The following is a 17492-nucleotide window of genomic DNA, read 5'->3' on the forward strand; positions in this document are numbered from 1 at the left end:
GAAGATTCCCGCCAGCCATTAGCCAATGCTGTTGCATTGGCTAATGGCTGGCGGGCATTATAGAACACCAACATGCCGAGTTTCGGGATAGCGCCATTATAGGTCACGCTTGTCAGGCTGGCGCAACCTGAGAAGGCAAAATTTCCAATGGTTTTGACACCGGATCCGATCGATACGCTGGACAAACTGGTACAGTCCAGGAAGGCCTTGTAGCCGACGCTAGTGACGCTGTCGGGGATCGTCACGCGGGTTAGACCGGTGCAGTGATTGAAGGCCCAGTGGCTAATGTGGGTGACACCGCTGCCGATCGTCACACTCGTCAGCCCGGAACAGGTGGAGAAGGCGCCGATTCCCAGGTGTCTGACGCTGTCCGGGATGACCACCCGGGTCAGGCTTTTGCAATGCGCAAAGGCCACCTCTCCAATGGAGGCAACGTTCTTGCCGATCGTCAGGCTGGTCAGGCTTGAACAACTGTGAAAGGCCCAATCGCCGATGCTGAGGACGCTGTCGCCGATGGTCACATTGAACAGACCTGAGCAGTTCGCAAAGGCATTGCTGCTGATGCTGACGACATTGTTGCCGATCGTCACGCGGCTCAGCCGGGTGCAATTCAGGAACGCGCCGGCCCCGATGGCCGTGACAGGGAGTCCGTCGATCGTGGCGGGGATGGTCACGACCCCGTCTTCTGCCAGGTATTTGGTGAGCGTAATCGCGCCATCACTGGTCGTATAGGCATATTTGGGGGGCTCCACGGGTGGCGCGGTGATGACTCCGCTGCCATTGGACCCCGTCATCGCACCGCTATTGGTGGTGAAGGGAAAGAGTTCGGCATGCCCGATGAGGGGATGGAGGGAGACCATAGACCATAGACCATAGACCATAGAAAGACCATAGACCTTAGACATTAGACCATAGACCTTAAAGAGACGAATCATGGCGCTGGAGCTCATGGTCGATGGTCTATGGTCTATGGTCGATGGTCTATTCATTTTCCGCAATATATTATACTTTATTAATTAAAGATATATGCTAGTTATAGACTTTTCAGAGAGACAAATTATAGAGCGGAAGCTCATTGGTCGATGGTCTAATGTCTATGGTCTAAAGTCAATGATCTATGGTCTATTTTATGAGAGACTACACAAAAATCCTCGCCTGGAAAATGGCCGATGACCTTGTTGTTAATATTTATGAAGCCAGCAAAGGGTTTCCTAAAGATGAGCTTTATGCGCTAACAAGCCAACTTCGCCGAGCCGCCTATTCTGTTCCCTCAAATATTGTCGAAGGTTCATCCCGTGAGTCTAAAAAGGATTATCTGCACTTTCTCCACATTTCCCGCGGATCACTGAGCGAAACCCATTATTTCATCCATCTGGCCACCCGTCTTGGCTATATCACCGAGATAAACGCGGCCCCGCTCAGTTCAGCGGCCATCGAAACCCATCGCGTCCTCTCCGGATTAATTAAGGCGGTGACTAGGGAGACATTAGACAATCGACCATAGACCTTAGAAAGACGATAGACCTTAGACATTCGACCATAGACTTTTCAGAGAGACTATAAAGGAGACCTTCGACATTCGACCATAGACCATAGACTTTTCAGATAGACAAATTATAGAGCGGAAGCTCATTGGTCTATGGTCTATAGTCGATGGTCTATGGTCTATAATCTACTTCAGCATCAGCTTCACAATGGGATTGTTCCAGGTGCTGTTCACCTTGGCTTGAAATTCGCGCAGGCGCTGCACCCTTCCCTGAATGAAGGGTGAGTTATCCGTTATGGGTTGTTTGTTATTGGGAGGAGATTTACGCAACTCGATCTCTGCCGTATCCAGCGATTGGGAGAGGGCGTCGAGGCGCTTGCCCATCACGTCAATCATGATGTTTTTAATGATCTGGCCGAAGTAGTCGTTGGCCGTGTAGAAGTCCTTGCGGTCGCCCTTGACCCAGACGCGCTGGACCGCCCCCCATTGCTCGAGCTGGCGCACCCCCATGCTGGCGGACCCTTTGCTGATCCCGAGCGCCTCCTTCATGTCGTCCAGGGTCCGGGCCTCCTCACTGAAGTAGAGGTAGGCGAAGATCTGGCCGACGACACGCCCCACCCCAAGGGCTTGGGTGGTATTGCCGGCATCCTCGATGAAACGCCTGATTATGGGCTGGTCTAGTGGACTCATTACTGTCAGTTGTTAAGTTGTTGGCAATGAACAGGATCAAGAAGGTTTTTCAGACAGAATAAATATAATGGCACAGAATGATAAGAGAGAGGGAATTCAAACCCCATTTTAAACATTCTGTTAATTCTGTCTAAAATCGAAATTTGGTTTAGGCGTCATTAATAACAAAGATGCTTCGCGCGGGATCTCGACATGCTGTCGCCCCGTCCATTATGCGAGGCAGGCAAACGGGAACGTTCAATATGTTTTGAACGATACGATTTGCCATAATATATTGCAAGCTTTTGAAAGCGAATAAACCTCAGGTGGGCGCATGTGACTTCAGTAGGGCTTATTCACAGGCCCACAGCAAAACGGGAAAGATTTACCACGGAGACACAGAGCGGAAGTAGAAAGAGAAGAAAATGTTTAGCGATCTTTCCAAATGGCGAGTACACCATTTGAAAAAATCGCTAAACACCTCTCCGGGAGTAATTCCAGGAGAAAGAGGAGATGGGACAACAAACAATACCTCTCCTCCTTCTGGCTGTTTCCTCCTCCACGAAACCGTGGCGTTTATTTTGGCCACGGTATTCCCGTGGACGAAATAAACGCCACATTGTATTTTCTGTCTCTGAGTCTCCGTGTCTCCGTGGTAAATCTTTTATCTTCGCCTTCATTTGAGGCACTGAAAACCCCTACTGAGCTCATATGCGCCCACCTCAGGTCAGGTGCAGGGCATATGGGACGCCAGTGAATTATTCCCTACGCAGGCATGATTACCTTCAGCCCCTTAAAATAGTCCCGCAAATAGCCACGATCACGGGCGAGTAAACGATCGGCATGAATCTGGGCATGCGCGCCGATCAGGAAATCAGGCATGACCCGCCCTTCCCTGCCACCCCGTTTCAAATAGTATTCGAAGTGCTTCCCGGCCAAGAGCGCGGATTCAAGCGTCGAGGGAATGAATTCCAATCGCCACTCCTTCAGAAATGACCGTAAATCGGCTTCACTCAAGGCGGGCCTTAGCTCGGCAAGCACACATTCACACAGGATCAGGCGCCCCTCACCCATGGCTTTATATAGGGCCGTACTGGACGTGTCGGCATAATCCGCATCATCATATGAGCGGCGGCGCGAACTTGTAGCTGGAGTGGCGGGACGAAGTTGTTGAGGGTGCCGGGATTCCTCCGGAACCCGGCAACCGGGATGATTACTCGACCTTTCTTTCACGCATACGGTATGACGGTCCATCAATAACGACGGACTCGGCGTGGTGAAGCACGCGATCAAGAACGGCAGCCGTGATCGTGACATCCCCGTTAAAGATATCCGGCCAGTGCTTGAACGCTTTGTTGGTTGTTATCAAAGTGGATCCTCGCTCATAGCGCAGGCTGAAGACCTGAAAGAGAAGGTCGGCTCCGAGCTTATCGATGGGCAGGTATCCGAGCTCATCAATCAGCAGGATTTCCGGGCGTGTATAGCGTTTCAGGCAGGCTTTGAGCCGGTCTGTAGCCTGTGCTCCGACCAAGGTGTTGACGATGTCGACCGCAGAGGTATAGAGCACTGCGTGATCCTGTTGGCAGGCCTCGCAGGCCAAGGCGGTGGCCAGATGGGTTTTACCGGTTCCAACCCCGCCTATGAACACCACATTCCCTTTGTCCTTGAGGAAGCCCAGCCGGAACAGATCCTGGATCTGTGGCCGGTTGATTTTCCGTGGCCAGTTCCAGTCGAACTGATCCAGTGCTTTCAAGACCGGGAAACGGGCTTGCTTGATGTGACGGGCCACCCGGTTGCCGTGGAGTCGGTTCCATTCACCCTCCATGAGGTGCTGAAGGAACTGGTGGTGAGTCCATTGTTTTCGGGCCGCTTCGGCAGCCAGGTCCTCATGGTTTTCGCCGCACCAGGCCAGTCGCAGATCGGTAAGCAGTTCGGGAAGTTTCATTGGGCACCTTCTTCATAGATCGATAGATCAGCGGGCGGAAGTTCCAGCTCCAGCATATCACCGGCACGCGGCACATGCAGAACCCCTGGCTCTTGCCGCCTGAAGCGTTGGCGTTGCTCCAGGATATTGGCGATATACTCGCTGCTGAAGACTTGCAACTCGAAGGCGTCCTCCATGGCCAGACGCACCGCGTCCACCCCGTAGATTTCCGCGAGCCCCACGATCTTGCGCATATGCATCCTGGCGTTAGGACGCCGTTCCTGCATCTGGAGGTAGAACTCCTCGGCCTTGCTCCCGAGTTGGAGATAGCGTTGCCACATCGCCTGTTCCCGGGCTCCCCGTCGTTGCTGGATCAGCTCCCTCTCATGATCGGGATCCAGGACATCCAGATAACGTTCATAGGAGCGTAAGGGTGACGCGATCAACACGTTGTTGTGATATATGGCCAACCGCTCGGGGTAGACCCGCACATTTACCCGGCTCCCTGCATATTTCGAGGGCACTGAATAACGATTGGTATCGAACACGATCCTGAACTGGCTGTTGGTCATTGTCTCGCGTGGTACGCCCACATCATAAAGGCCTGACTTCGGCAGGGGGGGCAACGTCTCCCCCTTGAACCGCTCATCCGGGGCCTGCCGTGTCGTCGCATGGATCCGCTGGTTGGCCACTTCGTCCCGCCAACGGTCTGCCGCCAACTGCACTGCGCTCAAGCTGTGGAGCTCCAGTCCGGCCAGGAAGCTTTTCTTCACATAGCCCACCGCATTCTCAACCCGGCCTTTCTCATTGGGCTTGCGCACTCCGCACGCACGGGGCTCGAAGCCGTAATGCCGGGCGAAATCCTCGTAGCGCGGATGATACGTCGGAGGCTGTCCATAAGGATGTGACAGTACGGCCGTCTTCAGATTATCCAACATGATTTTCGCGGGGACACCCCCGAAAAACCGGAAGGCATTCTGATGGCAGGCCAGGAACTGCTCCATCGCCTCGCTGAGTGTGAACTCCACGTACAGCCGGCGGCTATAGCACAGCACCATCACGAAGAAGCTCAGACGCCGCCGGGTATTCCCGATGGCGATACTTCCCGCATTGCCCCAGTCAACTTGCGCACACTCTCCCGGTGCAAACCCCAGTGTCAGGTGGGGCTGAACTTTCGCCGGACGAATCTGCCGGATGTATTCCTTCAGGATGCTGTAGCCGCCCGTGTACCCCGCCTCCCGAAGCCGGCGCATCACCTGCATCCCGGAGAGCGGATACTGCTCCAGCCACCGCGCAATATCTTTCTTGTGCCCATCCAACTTGCTCTCACGCCTGATCCCTTCGCGTGGACGGAAACTCTCCTGATCCAGCCAGTACCGAACCGTGCGCTCATCCAGTGACACCTCAGTGGCGATCTGCCCCGCCAACAGTTTATCCCGCACGCTCAACTCGTGGATCCGGTGATATGTCGTATAGTCGATCACGCCCGCCTCCTCTCAGGCACGCTCAACACCTGGTAAAGCGGCGCTTCCCACGCCAGGAGTTCCTCCTCCACCAACCGTCTCCGGCTTGCCGCCAAATCCCCTTCCGACAGGTTCAGCTCCCGGCATAAACTCCGGTCCGAATAATACGACAGCCCTTCTGCATCACCCACCGTCACCAGAAACAAGTACAGCCCCCATACCGCCGCAGGGCACCGCCGGGTATACCCATCCCTCACCAGCCGGTGATCGACCCAACTGAACTGCTCCGGCACCCGCCTCACGCCTTCCTCACACAAGACCCGTTTCTCAACCCTCATCTTTTTATCGCTCCTTTTCAGTTTTGACGCACACGATCCCTGGGCCTTTCCCAAGAATCATTTGTCCTCGACTGTGGAGCGATTTAAGAACTGGCTCAATGTCATCACGTAACACTCCGGAAACATGTGCAATCAGGCCGATAATCAGTGGATTTTGTTCAAGGCAGTCATCACGTAACACAACCGTCCCGGCGACAACATTCTGCGTGCCAACGACTTCCACAAGGCAGTCATCACGTAACACGGCCTCCCGCTCGCGCGATTCCTTCTGTCTTGCTCGCCACTGCCTGACTCGGTCAACTTCATCCGCCCTTTCCCTCGCGGTCATCATCCCTTTCGGCGATGTACGAAGTTTCGCCTGTGCCGCCCTATGACTCTCCCGCTGGCAAACCTTCTCCGTACAGTATTCCTGATGCCATCGGTTCCGGTAATCGGGGAGGAAGAACATATTGCAGTTATGGCACTTGTGCGGAACGGGACGTTTCATCCGGCCATCTTCTTGGCCGCCTCAAAATACGTCACCCAAATTCAGTGCAAAGAACAACCAACCAGGGGAAGAAAATGGGTTATTTGAAACCGGGAGAACTGAAGAAAATCAACCGACGAAGATCCGACTCACCAACATCTCCGTCCCGCCAGCCCAGCTACGCTATGGACTTGGCGTTGGTACATCACATAACACATCGAGCAGAACCGATGAATCAACGGCCGTAATCATCCGCGCACCTTCGCCAGATACTCATCCGTCCGCATCTTGCCGGGCAACCGCCCCCGCCCCCGCCACTTGCGGATCGGATCAAGGGTCACTTCCTTGTACCCCACCAACTTCTGCCCCGAAAGGCCCAAATGGAGAATCACTCCAGGCACCAAGCCCAAGGCATCCCGCAAAGCTTTTGGGATGGTCACCTGCCCCTTTTCCGACACAATTGTTTTCATGCTTTTAATAGTAGGAATTCCTACTTTAAATGTCAATCTTTGACCCCTCACGCATCACTACCGCCGGCACCCTTCGACGGGTTCGGCCGGCTCACCGCAGGCGGCGGTTACTACAGGCGCTCCACTCCTGGTTCCCTTTGTAGTAGCCGCCGTGACGGCGGCATTGGTGCCTGACTGGGGCGCTTCCAGCTTTATAGGGGGATTTTCTATTGGCTATAGCCGTACGGGCCAACTTTCCGATGTTTGCTATCAAACATCGTTAGGAATTTCGACAAAATGAACAAAATACACAGAATGAAGAGGAGTATAATCGGCGTCCTCGGATTCCTTTTCAAATTCTAAATGTTTCACGAATTTCTCATAGGGCAAGGGTTTTATATGGAGCTCATAAGGGTCACTTACAAAGTCCAGGCCCTATGTGAAATTCGTGAAACGCAGTCATAGAAAATAAGAGGCAACCGATTCGGGCGGCAGCATTCTATAAATTCTGTCAAAACTCTTCATTTATCACCTGGAAGGGTGCCGGTTGGCACCATTGCCTCAATGAAAAATCCACACGCAAACCCAGTCGCGCCTTTATCTTTCATCATCGGCAAGTCAAGATTTCCCTCTCCGAAAATAGCCGATTAAGAAACCCCTAAGGAAGTCATATGCGCCCATATTAAGGCTGTGAAGCGTGAGGGGTGGCCGCGTCCCTGGCCCGCCATGAGCGAAGTCGAATGGCGAACGATTCTTGTTCCTATCCCATCCATCAGCCGCCGTTCGACACGCTCACGGCAGGCCAGGGACTCTACTACGTAGCGAAGGTCCGCTACTTCAAAGAGTAGTAACGTCGGCTGCCACCTAAACGCCTGCCATCTATGCGCCTCCCGCCTCCTAGGTGGCGTTCGACGTCCCGGCGAACGATTCCTGCGTCCCCATCCCGTCAATCAGCCGCCGGGACCAGCCTACGCCAAGGCTACGTCGGGCAGGCGTCGGCTGCCACCTAAACGCATGGCTCCTAAACGCCTGCTTCCTATACGTTGGCTGCTACCTGATCTTCACTCGGACAGACAACCCACTTCCACTCTTCCGGCGCCTTGCACAAATGGGCTCGAACCGGGTTCATGCGAATGTAATGTGCCTTCTCCACAAACTCATCATCGTTACGTAGCCGATGATCAAAGTAGTTCCGCTGCCATCTTACCCCGTGCTGCCTCGCCAGAAAGGCTTTCCAGCCGGCAAGGGTCGCACTCATCCCTGGTTCGCCGGGGAAACAAGCAATCATATGGATGTGATCAGGCATCACAACCATCAGGTTCAACCACCAGCGTTTGTCAGTATGGTAACGACGAGCCGCTTCCATGATCAAAGGCGCCAGGGGCAACCCGGACAACATCACCGGGGTATCACGATCAACACGAAGTCTAACGTGAAAGGCGGCCCCGCGTGGCACCCATCCCGGAATCTTGTGAAATAGGGATCCCTTCATATTCTTCCAGGCTTGCACTGCAACTACCCCGCATCACTTACACAAATATAGCTAAATATAGTTAACTAATAACACAAGCAAGAGCCGAGAGTCAACCCCCCAGATGACGCTCAAGGTGGCGTTCGACGTCCCGACCTGCCATGAGCGAAGTCGAATGGCGAACGATTCTCACGTCCCCATCCCCAATCAGCCGCCGGGACGGCGGCTGCCACCTGTGCTGCGCTCGGGGACGACTGCTTCACTCCAACTTTAGGTGGCGTTCGACGTCCAGTCGAACGATTCATGCGTCCCCATTCCGCCAATCAGCCGCCGAGACGTCGGCTGCCACCTGTGCTACGCTCGGGGACGACTGCTTCACTCCAGCTTTAGGCGGCGTTCGACGTCCCGGCGAACGTCTTTTTCGTCCATACTGCCAATCGGCCGCCGGGACTCTACTACGTAGCGAAGGTCCGCTACTTCGAAGAGTAGTAACGGCGGCTGCCACCCAGGGAGAAGTTAAGAGTTCAACGTTGCGAGTTCAAAGTTACAACTTTCAACTCGCAACCCTTTACTCTCCCTAACACAATTCTAACACAATACAAATTGCCTTCACATAAAGGCCTATGGTTGAGTGTCCGGCAAACAGGAGCAACATCATGACATTTAATCATATGCAAAAGATCTGTGTACTGGCCGGGCTGGGAGCATTGACGTTACTGACCGGCTGCGGGAAGGGGCGCGAAGGAATTACCATGGCCGGCTCAACCGCCTTTCAGCCGTTTGCCGAGAAACTGGCGGAACAATACATGACCTCCCATCCGGAAGTGGCCATCACCATCCAGGGCGGCGGCTCCGCCCTCGGCGTCCAGACCACCCTGTCCGGGACGGCCCAGATCGGCATGGCTGACCTGGTCAAGTTGCCGTCGGAAGCCTCCAGCCTCAAAAGCGTCATCGTGGCACGGGACGGTATTGCCATTGTGGTCAATCCGGCCAATCCCCTGGCCGCCCTCTCCCTGGATCAGGTGCGCGACATCTTCAATGGCAAAATCCGCAATTGGAAACAAGTCGGCGGCGCGGACCATCCCATTGCCGTCGTTTCGCGTGAGGCCGGCTCCGGCACCCGCTCCTCGTTCGAGCAGATTATCGGAAAGATGAAGCTGACGGAAGATGCCCTTATCCAGAATGCCAACGGGACGGTCCGTGAAACGGTTGCCAAGGACGCGAATGCCATCGGCTATGTGTCGCATGGCCTGATCAGCGAACGGATCAAGGCCCTGACCGTGGATGGCGCCGCCTGTACGGAAGAGGCCATCATGTCCGGGGCTTACACGTTGGTCCGCCCCATCTTCCTGCTTACCAAGCCCGATGCCTCCCCCGCCTGCCAAGCCTTCCTGGACTATATCCAGTCCCCTGAAGGTCAGGAATTGATCCACAAGAATGGCCTGATCCGGGCAAAATAAAAGATTTACCACGGAGAAACGGAGAAATACTAGAGAGAGTAAAAATGTTTCGCGATTTTCGGTGGCGCGGAACCCTTCGTAAAACTCAGGGTAAATCCGCGCCACCAAAAATCGCGAAACCTCTTCTTGGAGGAATGCATGAGAACTATGACCTATGCAAAATTAAACTTCTCCCCCTCCCTCTTTCTCAAGGAGCAGTGTTGCGGCATTTTTGGGCGGTGTACGCGCCGCACACAAATGCCGCAACATTTTCTTCTCTCTCCCACCCCCCTCCGTGCCTCAAGCGAAGCGGGTGGTAAATCTTCTCCTGACTTCTGAATTTATCTTCCTATGCATATCAATGGTGAAAAGATAGTGAAGGTCAGTTTGATGCTGGTGGCGTTTTCAGCGCTCGCCAGCCTCCTGCTGATTGCGGTGTTCATCCTGAAGGAAGGCGTGCCCTTCATGTTCAAGGTGGGGCTCAAGGACTTCCTGCTCTCCTCCGACTGGAATCCGCAGGCGGGCAAATTCGGCATCTATCCCATGATCATCGCCTCCCTCTATGTGACCCTGGGGGCCATGCTCATTGGCGCGCCGCTCGGGGTCGCCGGCGCCATCTTCCTCAACGAATTTGTCCCCAAGCCGGTCATGCGGGTGATCAAGCCGACCATTGAACTGCTCGCCGGGATCCCCTCGGTGGTGTTCGGGTTTCTCGGCGTGATGGTGCTGGCCCCGATGATCCGCTCCACCATGGGCGGGCCCGGACTCTCCGTGCTGGCCGCCGCCGTCATCCTGGGGATCATGGTGCTGCCCACAGTGATCAGTATTTCCACGGATGCGATTGCGGCGGTCCCCAATTCCTACCGCGAGGGGGCGCTGGCGCTCGGGGCGACCCGCTGGCAGAGTGTGCATATGGTGATCCTCAAGGCCGCCCGCTCGGGCATCATCGCCAGCATCATCCTGGCCATGGGGCGGGCCCTCGGCGAGACGATGGCCGTCATCATGGTGGCGGGTAATACCGTCAAGATCCCCCAGGCGGTCACCGATCCCGTACGGACCCTCACGGCCAACATCGCGCTGGAGATGGCCAATGCCACCGGCCTGGCCCGCGAGGCCCTCTTCGCCACCGGTGTCGTGCTCTTTGTGGTCATCATGATCCTCAATGCCATCGCCCTCTCCGCCATCAAAACCCGGGTGCGCAAGAAATGAACACTTACCTGTCTTCCTATTACCCACACGTATCGCAGCAAAGAGGGACTTCACCACTAATTGAAGAAATTCGGGAAATCCTGAAAAACCCTTCCGGGGAGGCCCGAAATAAAAAATGTTTTGCGATTTGTCGCGGCAGGGCTGAACTGTGTATTTTCCAGGATAGACTGACAGATGACTCCCAGCCCCGAAAAATCGCAAATCGGTGTTTCCCGGACATTAAAGAAAACATAAAACTTTTTCATATACCCCGAATTAACCAGAAACCCGTTGCGGAATTTTTGATCCCGCGATTGCGGGATACAAATTCCGCAACATTTTTCGTGTTTCAAGATTGCTCGAAGGAATTCTCTTCGGCCAAACCTGAATTTCTTTCATTTCTTAAATCAGTGGTGAAGTCTTCCTCTCAACTTGGAGGGCGGACATGAGGGTGCCACCCAAAGTGACGCAGGCGATTGCGGTGACGATCCTTGGGGCCGCCACGGTGCTGACGGTCGTGATCCTGCTCTTTATTATCGGCTTTGTGCTGAGCAAAGGGCTGCCGGGCGTGAACGCGGAGTTCCTGTTCTCGGCCCCCAAGGACATGGGCCGGGCGGGCGGCATCTTCACCACCCTGGTGGGAACCGTGCTGCTACCGCTCGTGGCGGTCGCCATCGCCCTGCCGCTGGGCGTGGGCACCGCGGTCTATCTCAGCGAGTATACCCGCGAAACCCGCCTGACCCGCGCGTTACGGTTTGGCACCGACTGCCTCGCCGGCATCCCCTCCATCATCTTCGGCCTGTTCGGCTTCATCTTCTTTGTCGTCATGCTCAAGATGGGCTGGTGCCTGCTCTCCGGTGGCCTGACGCTGGCGATCATGGTCCTGCCCACCATCATCCGTACGGCCGAAGAGGCCATCCGGTCGGTGCCCAACTCCTACCGGGAAGTGAGCTTCTCGCTGGGCGCCACCCGCTGGGAGACGGTCCTCAAGGTGGTGCTGCCCAATGCCCTACCCGGGATTGTCACCGGGGTGATGCTGGCGATCGGCCGGTCGATTGGCGAGACCGCCGCCGTGATTTTCACCGCCGGCTCCTCGTTGCGGATGCCCTCCTCGATGTTCGACTCGGTCCGCACGATGTCCGTGCATTTCTACATCCTGGCCTGCGAGGGCATCTCGGACGAAAAGGCCTATGCCACCGCCGCCGTATTGATCATCTCGGTGCTGTTGGTCAACCTGGCCGCCTACGGCATGATGCACCACTTCATCTCCCGGAGGTCCCGATGAACGGAAACAAGAAGACTTCACCACTAATTCGGGAAATGAAAGAAATTCAAACAAACGCCACGAAAATGTTTCGCGATTTGTGCCGGCGCGAAATACGCGCCACCAAAAATCGCGAAACGGGTTTTCGTGAATCCAGCAATGCGAGCGGAGCTATTGGTGCAAGGGTATCTTCATTACCCCAAATGCACCGGAAACCCGTTTGGCAATTTTTGATGGCTGGCGTACCCGCCAGACATGAAAATCGCCAAACATTTTCTTGGCCTGGATCTCTTTCATTTCCTAAATTAGTGGTGAAGTCCCTCTTCTCTTTTTCTCCCGCAGCCCCTGTATGGAGGGTAACGTGAGCCAGCATCCCCCTATCAAGCTCTCCATCCAGGACTTCCATGTCTTCCATGACAAAGTGGAGGCCTTGCGCGGGATCAGCCTCGAGGTCCGGGCCAACCGTATCCTCGGGATCATCGGGCCCTCGGGCGCGGGCAAGACGACCTTCCTGCGCGCCTTGAACCGGCTGAACGACCTGGTCCCCGAGATGCATGTCGAGGGGCGGGTGCTCCTGGATGGACAGGATATCTATCATCCCGCCTTCGATGTGGTCTCCCTGCGCAAGCGGGTCGGCATGCTCTTCGCCCTGCCCGTGGCCCTGCCGATGAGCATCTACGAGAATGTCGTCTATGGCCCGCGCCTGTCGGGCGTGCGCGACAAGACCCGACTGAACGACATTGTCGAGCGCAGCCTCAAGGGCGCGTTCATCTGGGATGAGGTCAAGGACCGCCTCCAGATGTCGGGCCTCCGGTTATCAGGGGGCCAGCAGCAGCGGTTGTGCCTCGCCCGTGTGCTCGCGATGGAGGAGATGGAAGTGATCCTGCTGGATGAGCCCTGTTCCGGGCTGGACCCCATCTCCACCGCCAAGATCGAGGAGGCGCTGACGATCCTGAAGGCGCGCTACACCATCATCCTGGTGACCAATAATACCAAGCAGGCAGCGCGGGTGGCCGATGAGACCGCCTTCTTCCTGACCGGCGAGATGGTGGAGTATGGCAATACCGAGCAGATCTTCACCGTCCCGCACGACACCCGAACCAACGATTATGTGACAGGGAGGTTTGGATGACAGTGGGCAGTGACAGAGTGAGCGCGAAGCACAGGTGGCAGCCGACGTCTCGGCGGCTGATTGGCAGGATGGACGCAAGAGAATCGTTCGCCGGGACGTCGAACGCCACCTGAGAGGCCAGGGTGGGCAGGGAGACAATAGAGTGATCATGATTTTATTTTTGAATACTGGGAACTGAATACTGATTTTCTTATGAACTCACACGACATGGTTATAACGGTCAAGGATCTGAATCTCTTCTACGGGGAGTTCCAGGCGCTCAAGAGCGTGCCCATGGAGGTCAGGCGGCACCATATCACGGCACTGATCGGCCCCTCGGGCTGCGGCAAATCTACCCTGCTGCGCACCTTGAACCGGATGAACGATCTCATCCCCAGCGTACGCGTCACCGGCTCCATCCGGTTGGACGGTAAAAACATCTACGACTCCGGTATGGACGTCTGTGCCCTGCGCAAACGCGTGGGAATGGTCTTTCAGCGGCCGAATCCCTTTCCCCTGTCCATCTATGACAATGTCGCCTTTGGACTGAAAGTGGCCGGCATGACTGACCGGCACCAGGTCGACGAGATTGTGGAGCGCAGCCTCAAGGCGGCCGCCTTGTGGGAGAACCTGAAGGACAAGCTGGAACAGTCCGCCCTGGAGCTCCCCCTGGACCAGCAACAGCGGCTCTGTGTGGCGCGGTTGCTGGCGGTGGAGCCCGAGGTGATCCTGATGGACGAACCCTGCTCGGCCCTGGACCCGATGTCCACCGGGCGGATCGAGGAGCTGATGCTCGACCTCAAGGCCAATTATACGATTGTGATCGTCACGCACAATATGCAGCAGGCGGCCCGGATCTCCGACTATTCCGGTTACATGCTGCTGGGCGAAATGATAGAATTCGGTCCAACGGCCGGTATTTTCACCAGCCCGCAGGATAAACGGACCCAGGATTACGTGAGCGGACGGTATGGGTGAAGACTTCACCACTAATTTGGGAAATGAAAGAAATTCAGACTTGGCATAATGTTTTTCGATTTTTATATCTGGCGTGTGCGCCAGCCATAAAAATCGAAAACGGCTATCCGGGGAAAAACAGGGGTGGGAAATACAAGGTTCGACCTCTAACGAGGCATGCTCATTTTATAGATTACCAAAAACCCGTTGCGGGATTTTTGGTTCGGGTACTCCCGAACAAAAATGCCGCAACATTATCTTTTTTCTTTCGGATTTATTCAATTTCTTAAATTAGTGGTGAAGTACTCAATTTTGTTAGTATTTTTAAATAAAGAGTGTCCATAGAAAGGACCAGTGCATCATGGAACGGCATTTTGACGAAAGTTTACAGGCGTTGAAGCATCAGCTCATTAAAATGAGCGCGATGTCCGAGGTGATGATTGCCGATGCGGTCAAGGCGGTCGTTGACCGCAATGCCGCGTTGATGGCGCCGGTGTGGCAACGTGAGGAGCAGGTCAATCACCTGCAGATCGAGATCGACGAGACCTGCCTCACCCTGATCGCCTTGCATCAGCCGGCGGCGGGCGATCTCCGGTTCATCATGGGAGCGGCCAAGACCAATGCCGAACTGGAGCGCCTGGCCGATGAGGCCGTGAACATTGTCCAGAAGGCCGAGCATCTGCTCAAGGAACCGCCCTTGAAACCGTTCCGGATCATTCCCGAGATGGCCCTCATTGCCCAGGGGATGGTACGCGACAGCCTCCACGCCTTTGTGAACCGGAACGTCGACCTGGCCCGGGAGGTCCTGCTGCGGGATGACCGGCTGGATGATTTAAAAGACACGATTACCCTGGAAATGACGGAGTTCATGGCGCGGGACTCCTCGTCCGTGGCACGGGCCCTGGACCTGCTGTTAGTCTCCCGCTATCTGGAGCGGATTGGCGACCATGCCACCAACATCGCCGAGGTCACCATCTTCGTCGTCGAAGGCCGGGACGTCCGCCATCATGCCGACAGCAAAGCGCATCACGTCTGATCCCCACCCTCGCCCCTGAGGATACACCCTCACCCCCACCCTCTCCCCTGAAGGGAGAGGGAGAAGACACACCCTCACCCCCACCCTCTCCCCTGAAGGGAGAGGGAGAAGACACACCCTCACCCCCACCCTCTCCCCTGAAGGGAGAGGGTGAAGACACACCCTCACCCCCACCCTCTCCCCTGAAGGGAGAGGGAGAAGATTCCCATTCCCTCGCCCCTTCATGCCCTTCGTAGTCCCGTACATCGGGACGAAGTAGGGGGGGGAGCCGCCTATGCCGCTAGGCTACGGCGGCCATGGAGGGCTAGGGTGAGGGGTTTCCGGATACCCCCGCCTTCTGCCGAATCAACTCAAGAACCCACGGTAGATTTTCCCTTATCTGACTATTCCAAAACCGAATAACCTCCAGCCCTTCATTTCTCAAGAACTGCGTCCTTCTCAAATCATAGTCCCGTTCTTCTGGGAAATCATGCTGGCCACCATCAAGTTCAACGACGAGACCTTTCTCAGCGCAATAATAATCCAAAATGTAGGAACCGAGCGGTTGTTGGCGCCTGAACTTCAAACCTTCCAGTTTTCGGTTTCGGAGCTGGCGCCACAAAGCTTTCTCGGCCCACGTTAATTGATGGCGCATGGCACGGGCGAGGTCTTTATTTTTAGTTTGCACGAGTTACCTTCTACACCCCAACCCCCTCAATTCCCTCGCCCCCTGGGGGAGAGGGCTAGGGTGAGGGGTTTCCGGATCATAATCGCAAATAATCCAGCCTTTCGCCCTATCATCAGGAGAAGACACCCTCACCCCAACCCTCTCCCCTGAAGGGAGAGGGAGCAGACACACCCTCACCCCAACCCTCTCCCCTGAAGGGAGAGGGAGCAGATGCCCTCACCACTACCCTCAAGTCCCTTTCTTCCTTTTGATCATGTGCTTGAACTTTAGGACGGCAAAATTCAACTCAATAGAGGTCTCGGTGTCACTGGTCTTTAGCTCGTCATCAAAAATACCCGCAACCAATTCCCCGCTTTGCTGCATGAGTGCCTTCTGGGCCGTTTTGTCTTGGACCCTCCTCAGATCCCGGATATTTCTCGATAGTTGCCGGATTTGTATGAACGTCTCGATGATGGCCAGCGTCGCCTGCAATGCTTTACGACTCTTGAGAATGGTGGCCAACATGTAGAGCCCCTTCTCGGGAAATGCCTTGGGATTAACCGTTGAGTGTTTGAGCCTCCCGAACCGGTGTAAATTTTCCACCAGTCCCTCTTTTTCATGCCGTGTCAGCTCAAAGATATACCCTTCAGGGAACTTTTCCTGATTGTTGGTGACCGCCTTATTGATATCCCGGGTCTCAACCCCATAAAGCTCGGCCACATCGCAATCAAGCAGAACTCGTTGCCCTCTGATCTCAATGATTCGATCTTGCAGATTTTCCAATTTAACGACTTGGTTCATGCGCGGACTATACTTGCTTAGTACTTGTTTATCAATAGGTTAGTTTAAGATAACTAGGAGAACTGAGGAGACACCCTCACCCCAACCCTCTCCCCTCAAGGGAGAGGGAGAAGACACACCCTCACCCCCACCCTCTCCCCTCAAGGGAGAGGGAGAAGATTCCCATTCCCTCGCCCCTCCATGCCCTTCGTAGTCCCGTACATCGGGACGAAGTAGGGGGGGGAGCCGCCTATGCCGCTAGGCTACGGCGGCCATGGAGGGCCAGGGTGAGGGGTTCCCGAACCGCTTGACTTGGCGGAGTGAACCTGACACCTTGAATTCATGCAAATTGTGGTGGCTGGAAAAGATGAGACGGCGGAGATCGGGCGGGAACTGACCCGTCGGGCGGGACGCCATCAGGGGGCGTTGTCGCCCTGGTCTGCGGCGGATTCCGCGCTCTCGCTCTCGAACTCCCGCGACCATACCGAGTATCTGGAGCGCTTCAGCAAACTGATGCGGTTGCGGTATGCCCTCTCTACCGAGCCCTTCCCCACCCCCGGCAAACCCGGACTGGCGGGGAGTCTCATGAAACGCCTGAAGACGGTCCTCTGGAAACTCCTGCGCTACCAACACGACCGGATGGCCACCCAGCAGAACGCCATCAACGAACTGGTCATCAGCGCCCAGGATTTCCAGAATGCAGCTTTCACCCAACGGATCGAAGCCCTCGAGCAGCGGATCCGGGAGCTGGAGAAGGAAAGACTTCACCACCCTCCTTCGTCCCGCACGAGCGGGACTACGTAGG

20 protein-coding genes are annotated in these 17492 nt (G+C 55.4%); 9 read left to right on the forward strand and 11 right to left on the reverse strand.

Features of this window, described 5'->3' with window-relative positions; all coding sequences use genetic code 11:
* The coding region (locus WCS52_14335; protein ID MEI6168357.1) for a leucine-rich repeat domain-containing protein at window positions 1–935 on the reverse strand (935 nt) is incomplete at its 3' end.
* 194 nt (window positions 936–1129) lie between these two features.
* Here WCS52_14335 and WCS52_14340 point away from each other — a divergent pair.
* Entirely contained in the window at window positions 1130–1504 is a 375-nt protein-coding gene (locus tag WCS52_14340) for a four helix bundle protein (protein ID MEI6168358.1), read from the forward strand.
* Window positions 1505–1672: 168 nt separating this feature from the next.
* Here the strand turns inward: WCS52_14340 and WCS52_14345 are convergent, their stop codons facing one another.
* The 8 genes from WCS52_14345 to WCS52_14380 form a co-directional block, all read right to left on the reverse strand.
* Window positions 1673–2176 (reverse strand): hypothetical protein, encoded by a 504-nt coding sequence (locus WCS52_14345; protein MEI6168359.1) that lies wholly within the window; start codon window positions 2174–2176, stop codon window positions 1673–1675.
* 744 nt (window positions 2177–2920) lie between these two features.
* Window positions 2921–3388, reverse strand: coding sequence for a type II toxin-antitoxin system VapC family toxin (locus tag WCS52_14350; GenBank protein MEI6168360.1), 468 nt, complete (start codon window positions 3386–3388; stop codon window positions 2921–2923).
* On the reverse strand, window positions 3369–4100 hold the full coding sequence (istB, locus tag WCS52_14355) for an IS21-like element helper ATPase IstB (GenBank protein MEI6168361.1): 732 nt from the start codon (window positions 4098–4100) through the stop codon (window positions 3369–3371). Before istB ends, WCS52_14350 begins: the two co-directional genes overlap by 20 nt.
* Entirely contained in the window at window positions 4097–5563 is a 1467-nt protein-coding gene (istA, locus tag WCS52_14360; GenBank protein MEI6168362.1) for an IS21 family transposase, read from the reverse strand. The genes istB and istA overlap by 4 nt, the downstream gene beginning before the upstream one ends.
* Window positions 5560–5880, reverse strand: a complete 321-nt coding sequence (locus WCS52_14365; protein ID MEI6168363.1) for a hypothetical protein — start codon at window positions 5878–5880, stop codon at window positions 5560–5562. The genes istA and WCS52_14365 overlap by 4 nt, the downstream gene beginning before the upstream one ends.
* 4 nt (window positions 5881–5884) lie before the next feature.
* Window positions 5885–6367, reverse strand: a complete 483-nt coding sequence (locus WCS52_14370; GenBank protein MEI6168364.1) for a hypothetical protein — start codon at window positions 6365–6367, stop codon at window positions 5885–5887.
* Window positions 6368–6594: 227 nt separating this feature from the next.
* Window positions 6595–6816: an AbrB/MazE/SpoVT family DNA-binding domain-containing protein gene (locus WCS52_14375; GenBank protein ID MEI6168365.1), complete on the reverse strand. Its 222-nt coding sequence runs from the start codon at window positions 6814–6816 to the stop codon at window positions 6595–6597.
* Window positions 6817–7831: 1015 nt separating this feature from the next.
* Entirely contained in the window at window positions 7832–8287 is a 456-nt protein-coding gene (locus tag WCS52_14380) for a hypothetical protein (protein MEI6168366.1), read from the reverse strand.
* A gap of 635 nt (window positions 8288–8922) precedes the next feature.
* On the opposite strand from WCS52_14380, the gene WCS52_14385 reads away from it, so the two are divergent.
* The 7 genes from WCS52_14385 (at window position 8923) to phoU (ending at window position 15261) form a co-directional block, all read left to right on the forward strand.
* The gene (locus tag WCS52_14385; GenBank protein MEI6168367.1) at window positions 8923–9726 is read left to right on the forward strand and encodes a phosphate ABC transporter substrate-binding protein; all 804 of its coding nucleotides are present in this window, start codon (window positions 8923–8925) and stop codon (window positions 9724–9726) included.
* A gap of 330 nt (window positions 9727–10056) precedes the next feature.
* Complete coding sequence (gene pstC, locus WCS52_14390; protein ID MEI6168368.1) at window positions 10057–10914, forward strand: phosphate ABC transporter permease subunit PstC; 858 nt, start codon at window positions 10057–10059, stop codon at window positions 10912–10914.
* A 424-nt stretch (window positions 10915–11338) separates the two neighbouring features.
* Window positions 11339–12178, forward strand: a complete 840-nt coding sequence (pstA, locus tag WCS52_14395) for a phosphate ABC transporter permease PstA (protein MEI6168369.1) — start codon at window positions 11339–11341, stop codon at window positions 12176–12178.
* Window positions 12175–12522, forward strand: coding sequence for a hypothetical protein (locus tag WCS52_14400; protein MEI6168370.1), 348 nt, complete (start codon window positions 12175–12177; stop codon window positions 12520–12522). The genes pstA and WCS52_14400 overlap by 4 nt, the downstream gene beginning before the upstream one ends.
* Window positions 12507–13289 carry a phosphate ABC transporter ATP-binding protein PstB gene (gene pstB / locus WCS52_14405; protein ID MEI6168371.1) on the forward strand — a complete coding sequence of 261 codons (783 nt, stop codon included), beginning with the start codon at window positions 12507–12509 and terminating at the stop codon, window positions 13287–13289. Before WCS52_14400 ends, pstB (WCS52_14405) begins: the two co-directional genes overlap by 16 nt.
* Window positions 13290–13481: 192 nt before the next feature.
* Window positions 13482–14246, forward strand: coding sequence for a phosphate ABC transporter ATP-binding protein PstB (pstB, locus tag WCS52_14410; protein MEI6168372.1), 765 nt, complete (start codon window positions 13482–13484; stop codon window positions 14244–14246).
* A gap of 340 nt (window positions 14247–14586) precedes the next feature.
* Entirely contained in the window at window positions 14587–15261 is a 675-nt protein-coding gene (gene phoU / locus WCS52_14415) for a phosphate signaling complex protein PhoU (protein MEI6168373.1), read from the forward strand.
* A 304-nt stretch (window positions 15262–15565) separates the two neighbouring features.
* Here the strand turns inward: phoU and WCS52_14420 are convergent, their stop codons facing one another.
* Together WCS52_14420 and WCS52_14425 are read right to left on the reverse strand one after the other, a co-directional pair.
* Window positions 15566–15928: an endonuclease domain-containing protein gene (locus WCS52_14420; GenBank protein ID MEI6168374.1), complete on the reverse strand. Its 363-nt coding sequence runs from the start codon at window positions 15926–15928 to the stop codon at window positions 15566–15568.
* Between the two features lie 228 nt (window positions 15929–16156).
* Window positions 16157–16708: an ORF6N domain-containing protein gene (locus WCS52_14425; protein MEI6168375.1), complete on the reverse strand. Its 552-nt coding sequence runs from the start codon at window positions 16706–16708 to the stop codon at window positions 16157–16159.
* A gap of 333 nt (window positions 16709–17041) precedes the next feature.
* Between WCS52_14425 and WCS52_14430 the strand changes: the two genes are divergently transcribed.
* Window positions 17042–17491, forward strand: a complete 450-nt coding sequence (locus tag WCS52_14430; GenBank protein MEI6168376.1) for a hypothetical protein — start codon at window positions 17042–17044, stop codon at window positions 17489–17491.
* Window position 17492 lies beyond the last annotated feature (1 nt).

Source organism: bacterium (assembly GCA_037128595.1).
Lineage (GTDB): Bacteria > Verrucomicrobiota > Kiritimatiellia > CAIKKV01 > CAITUY01 > JAABPW01.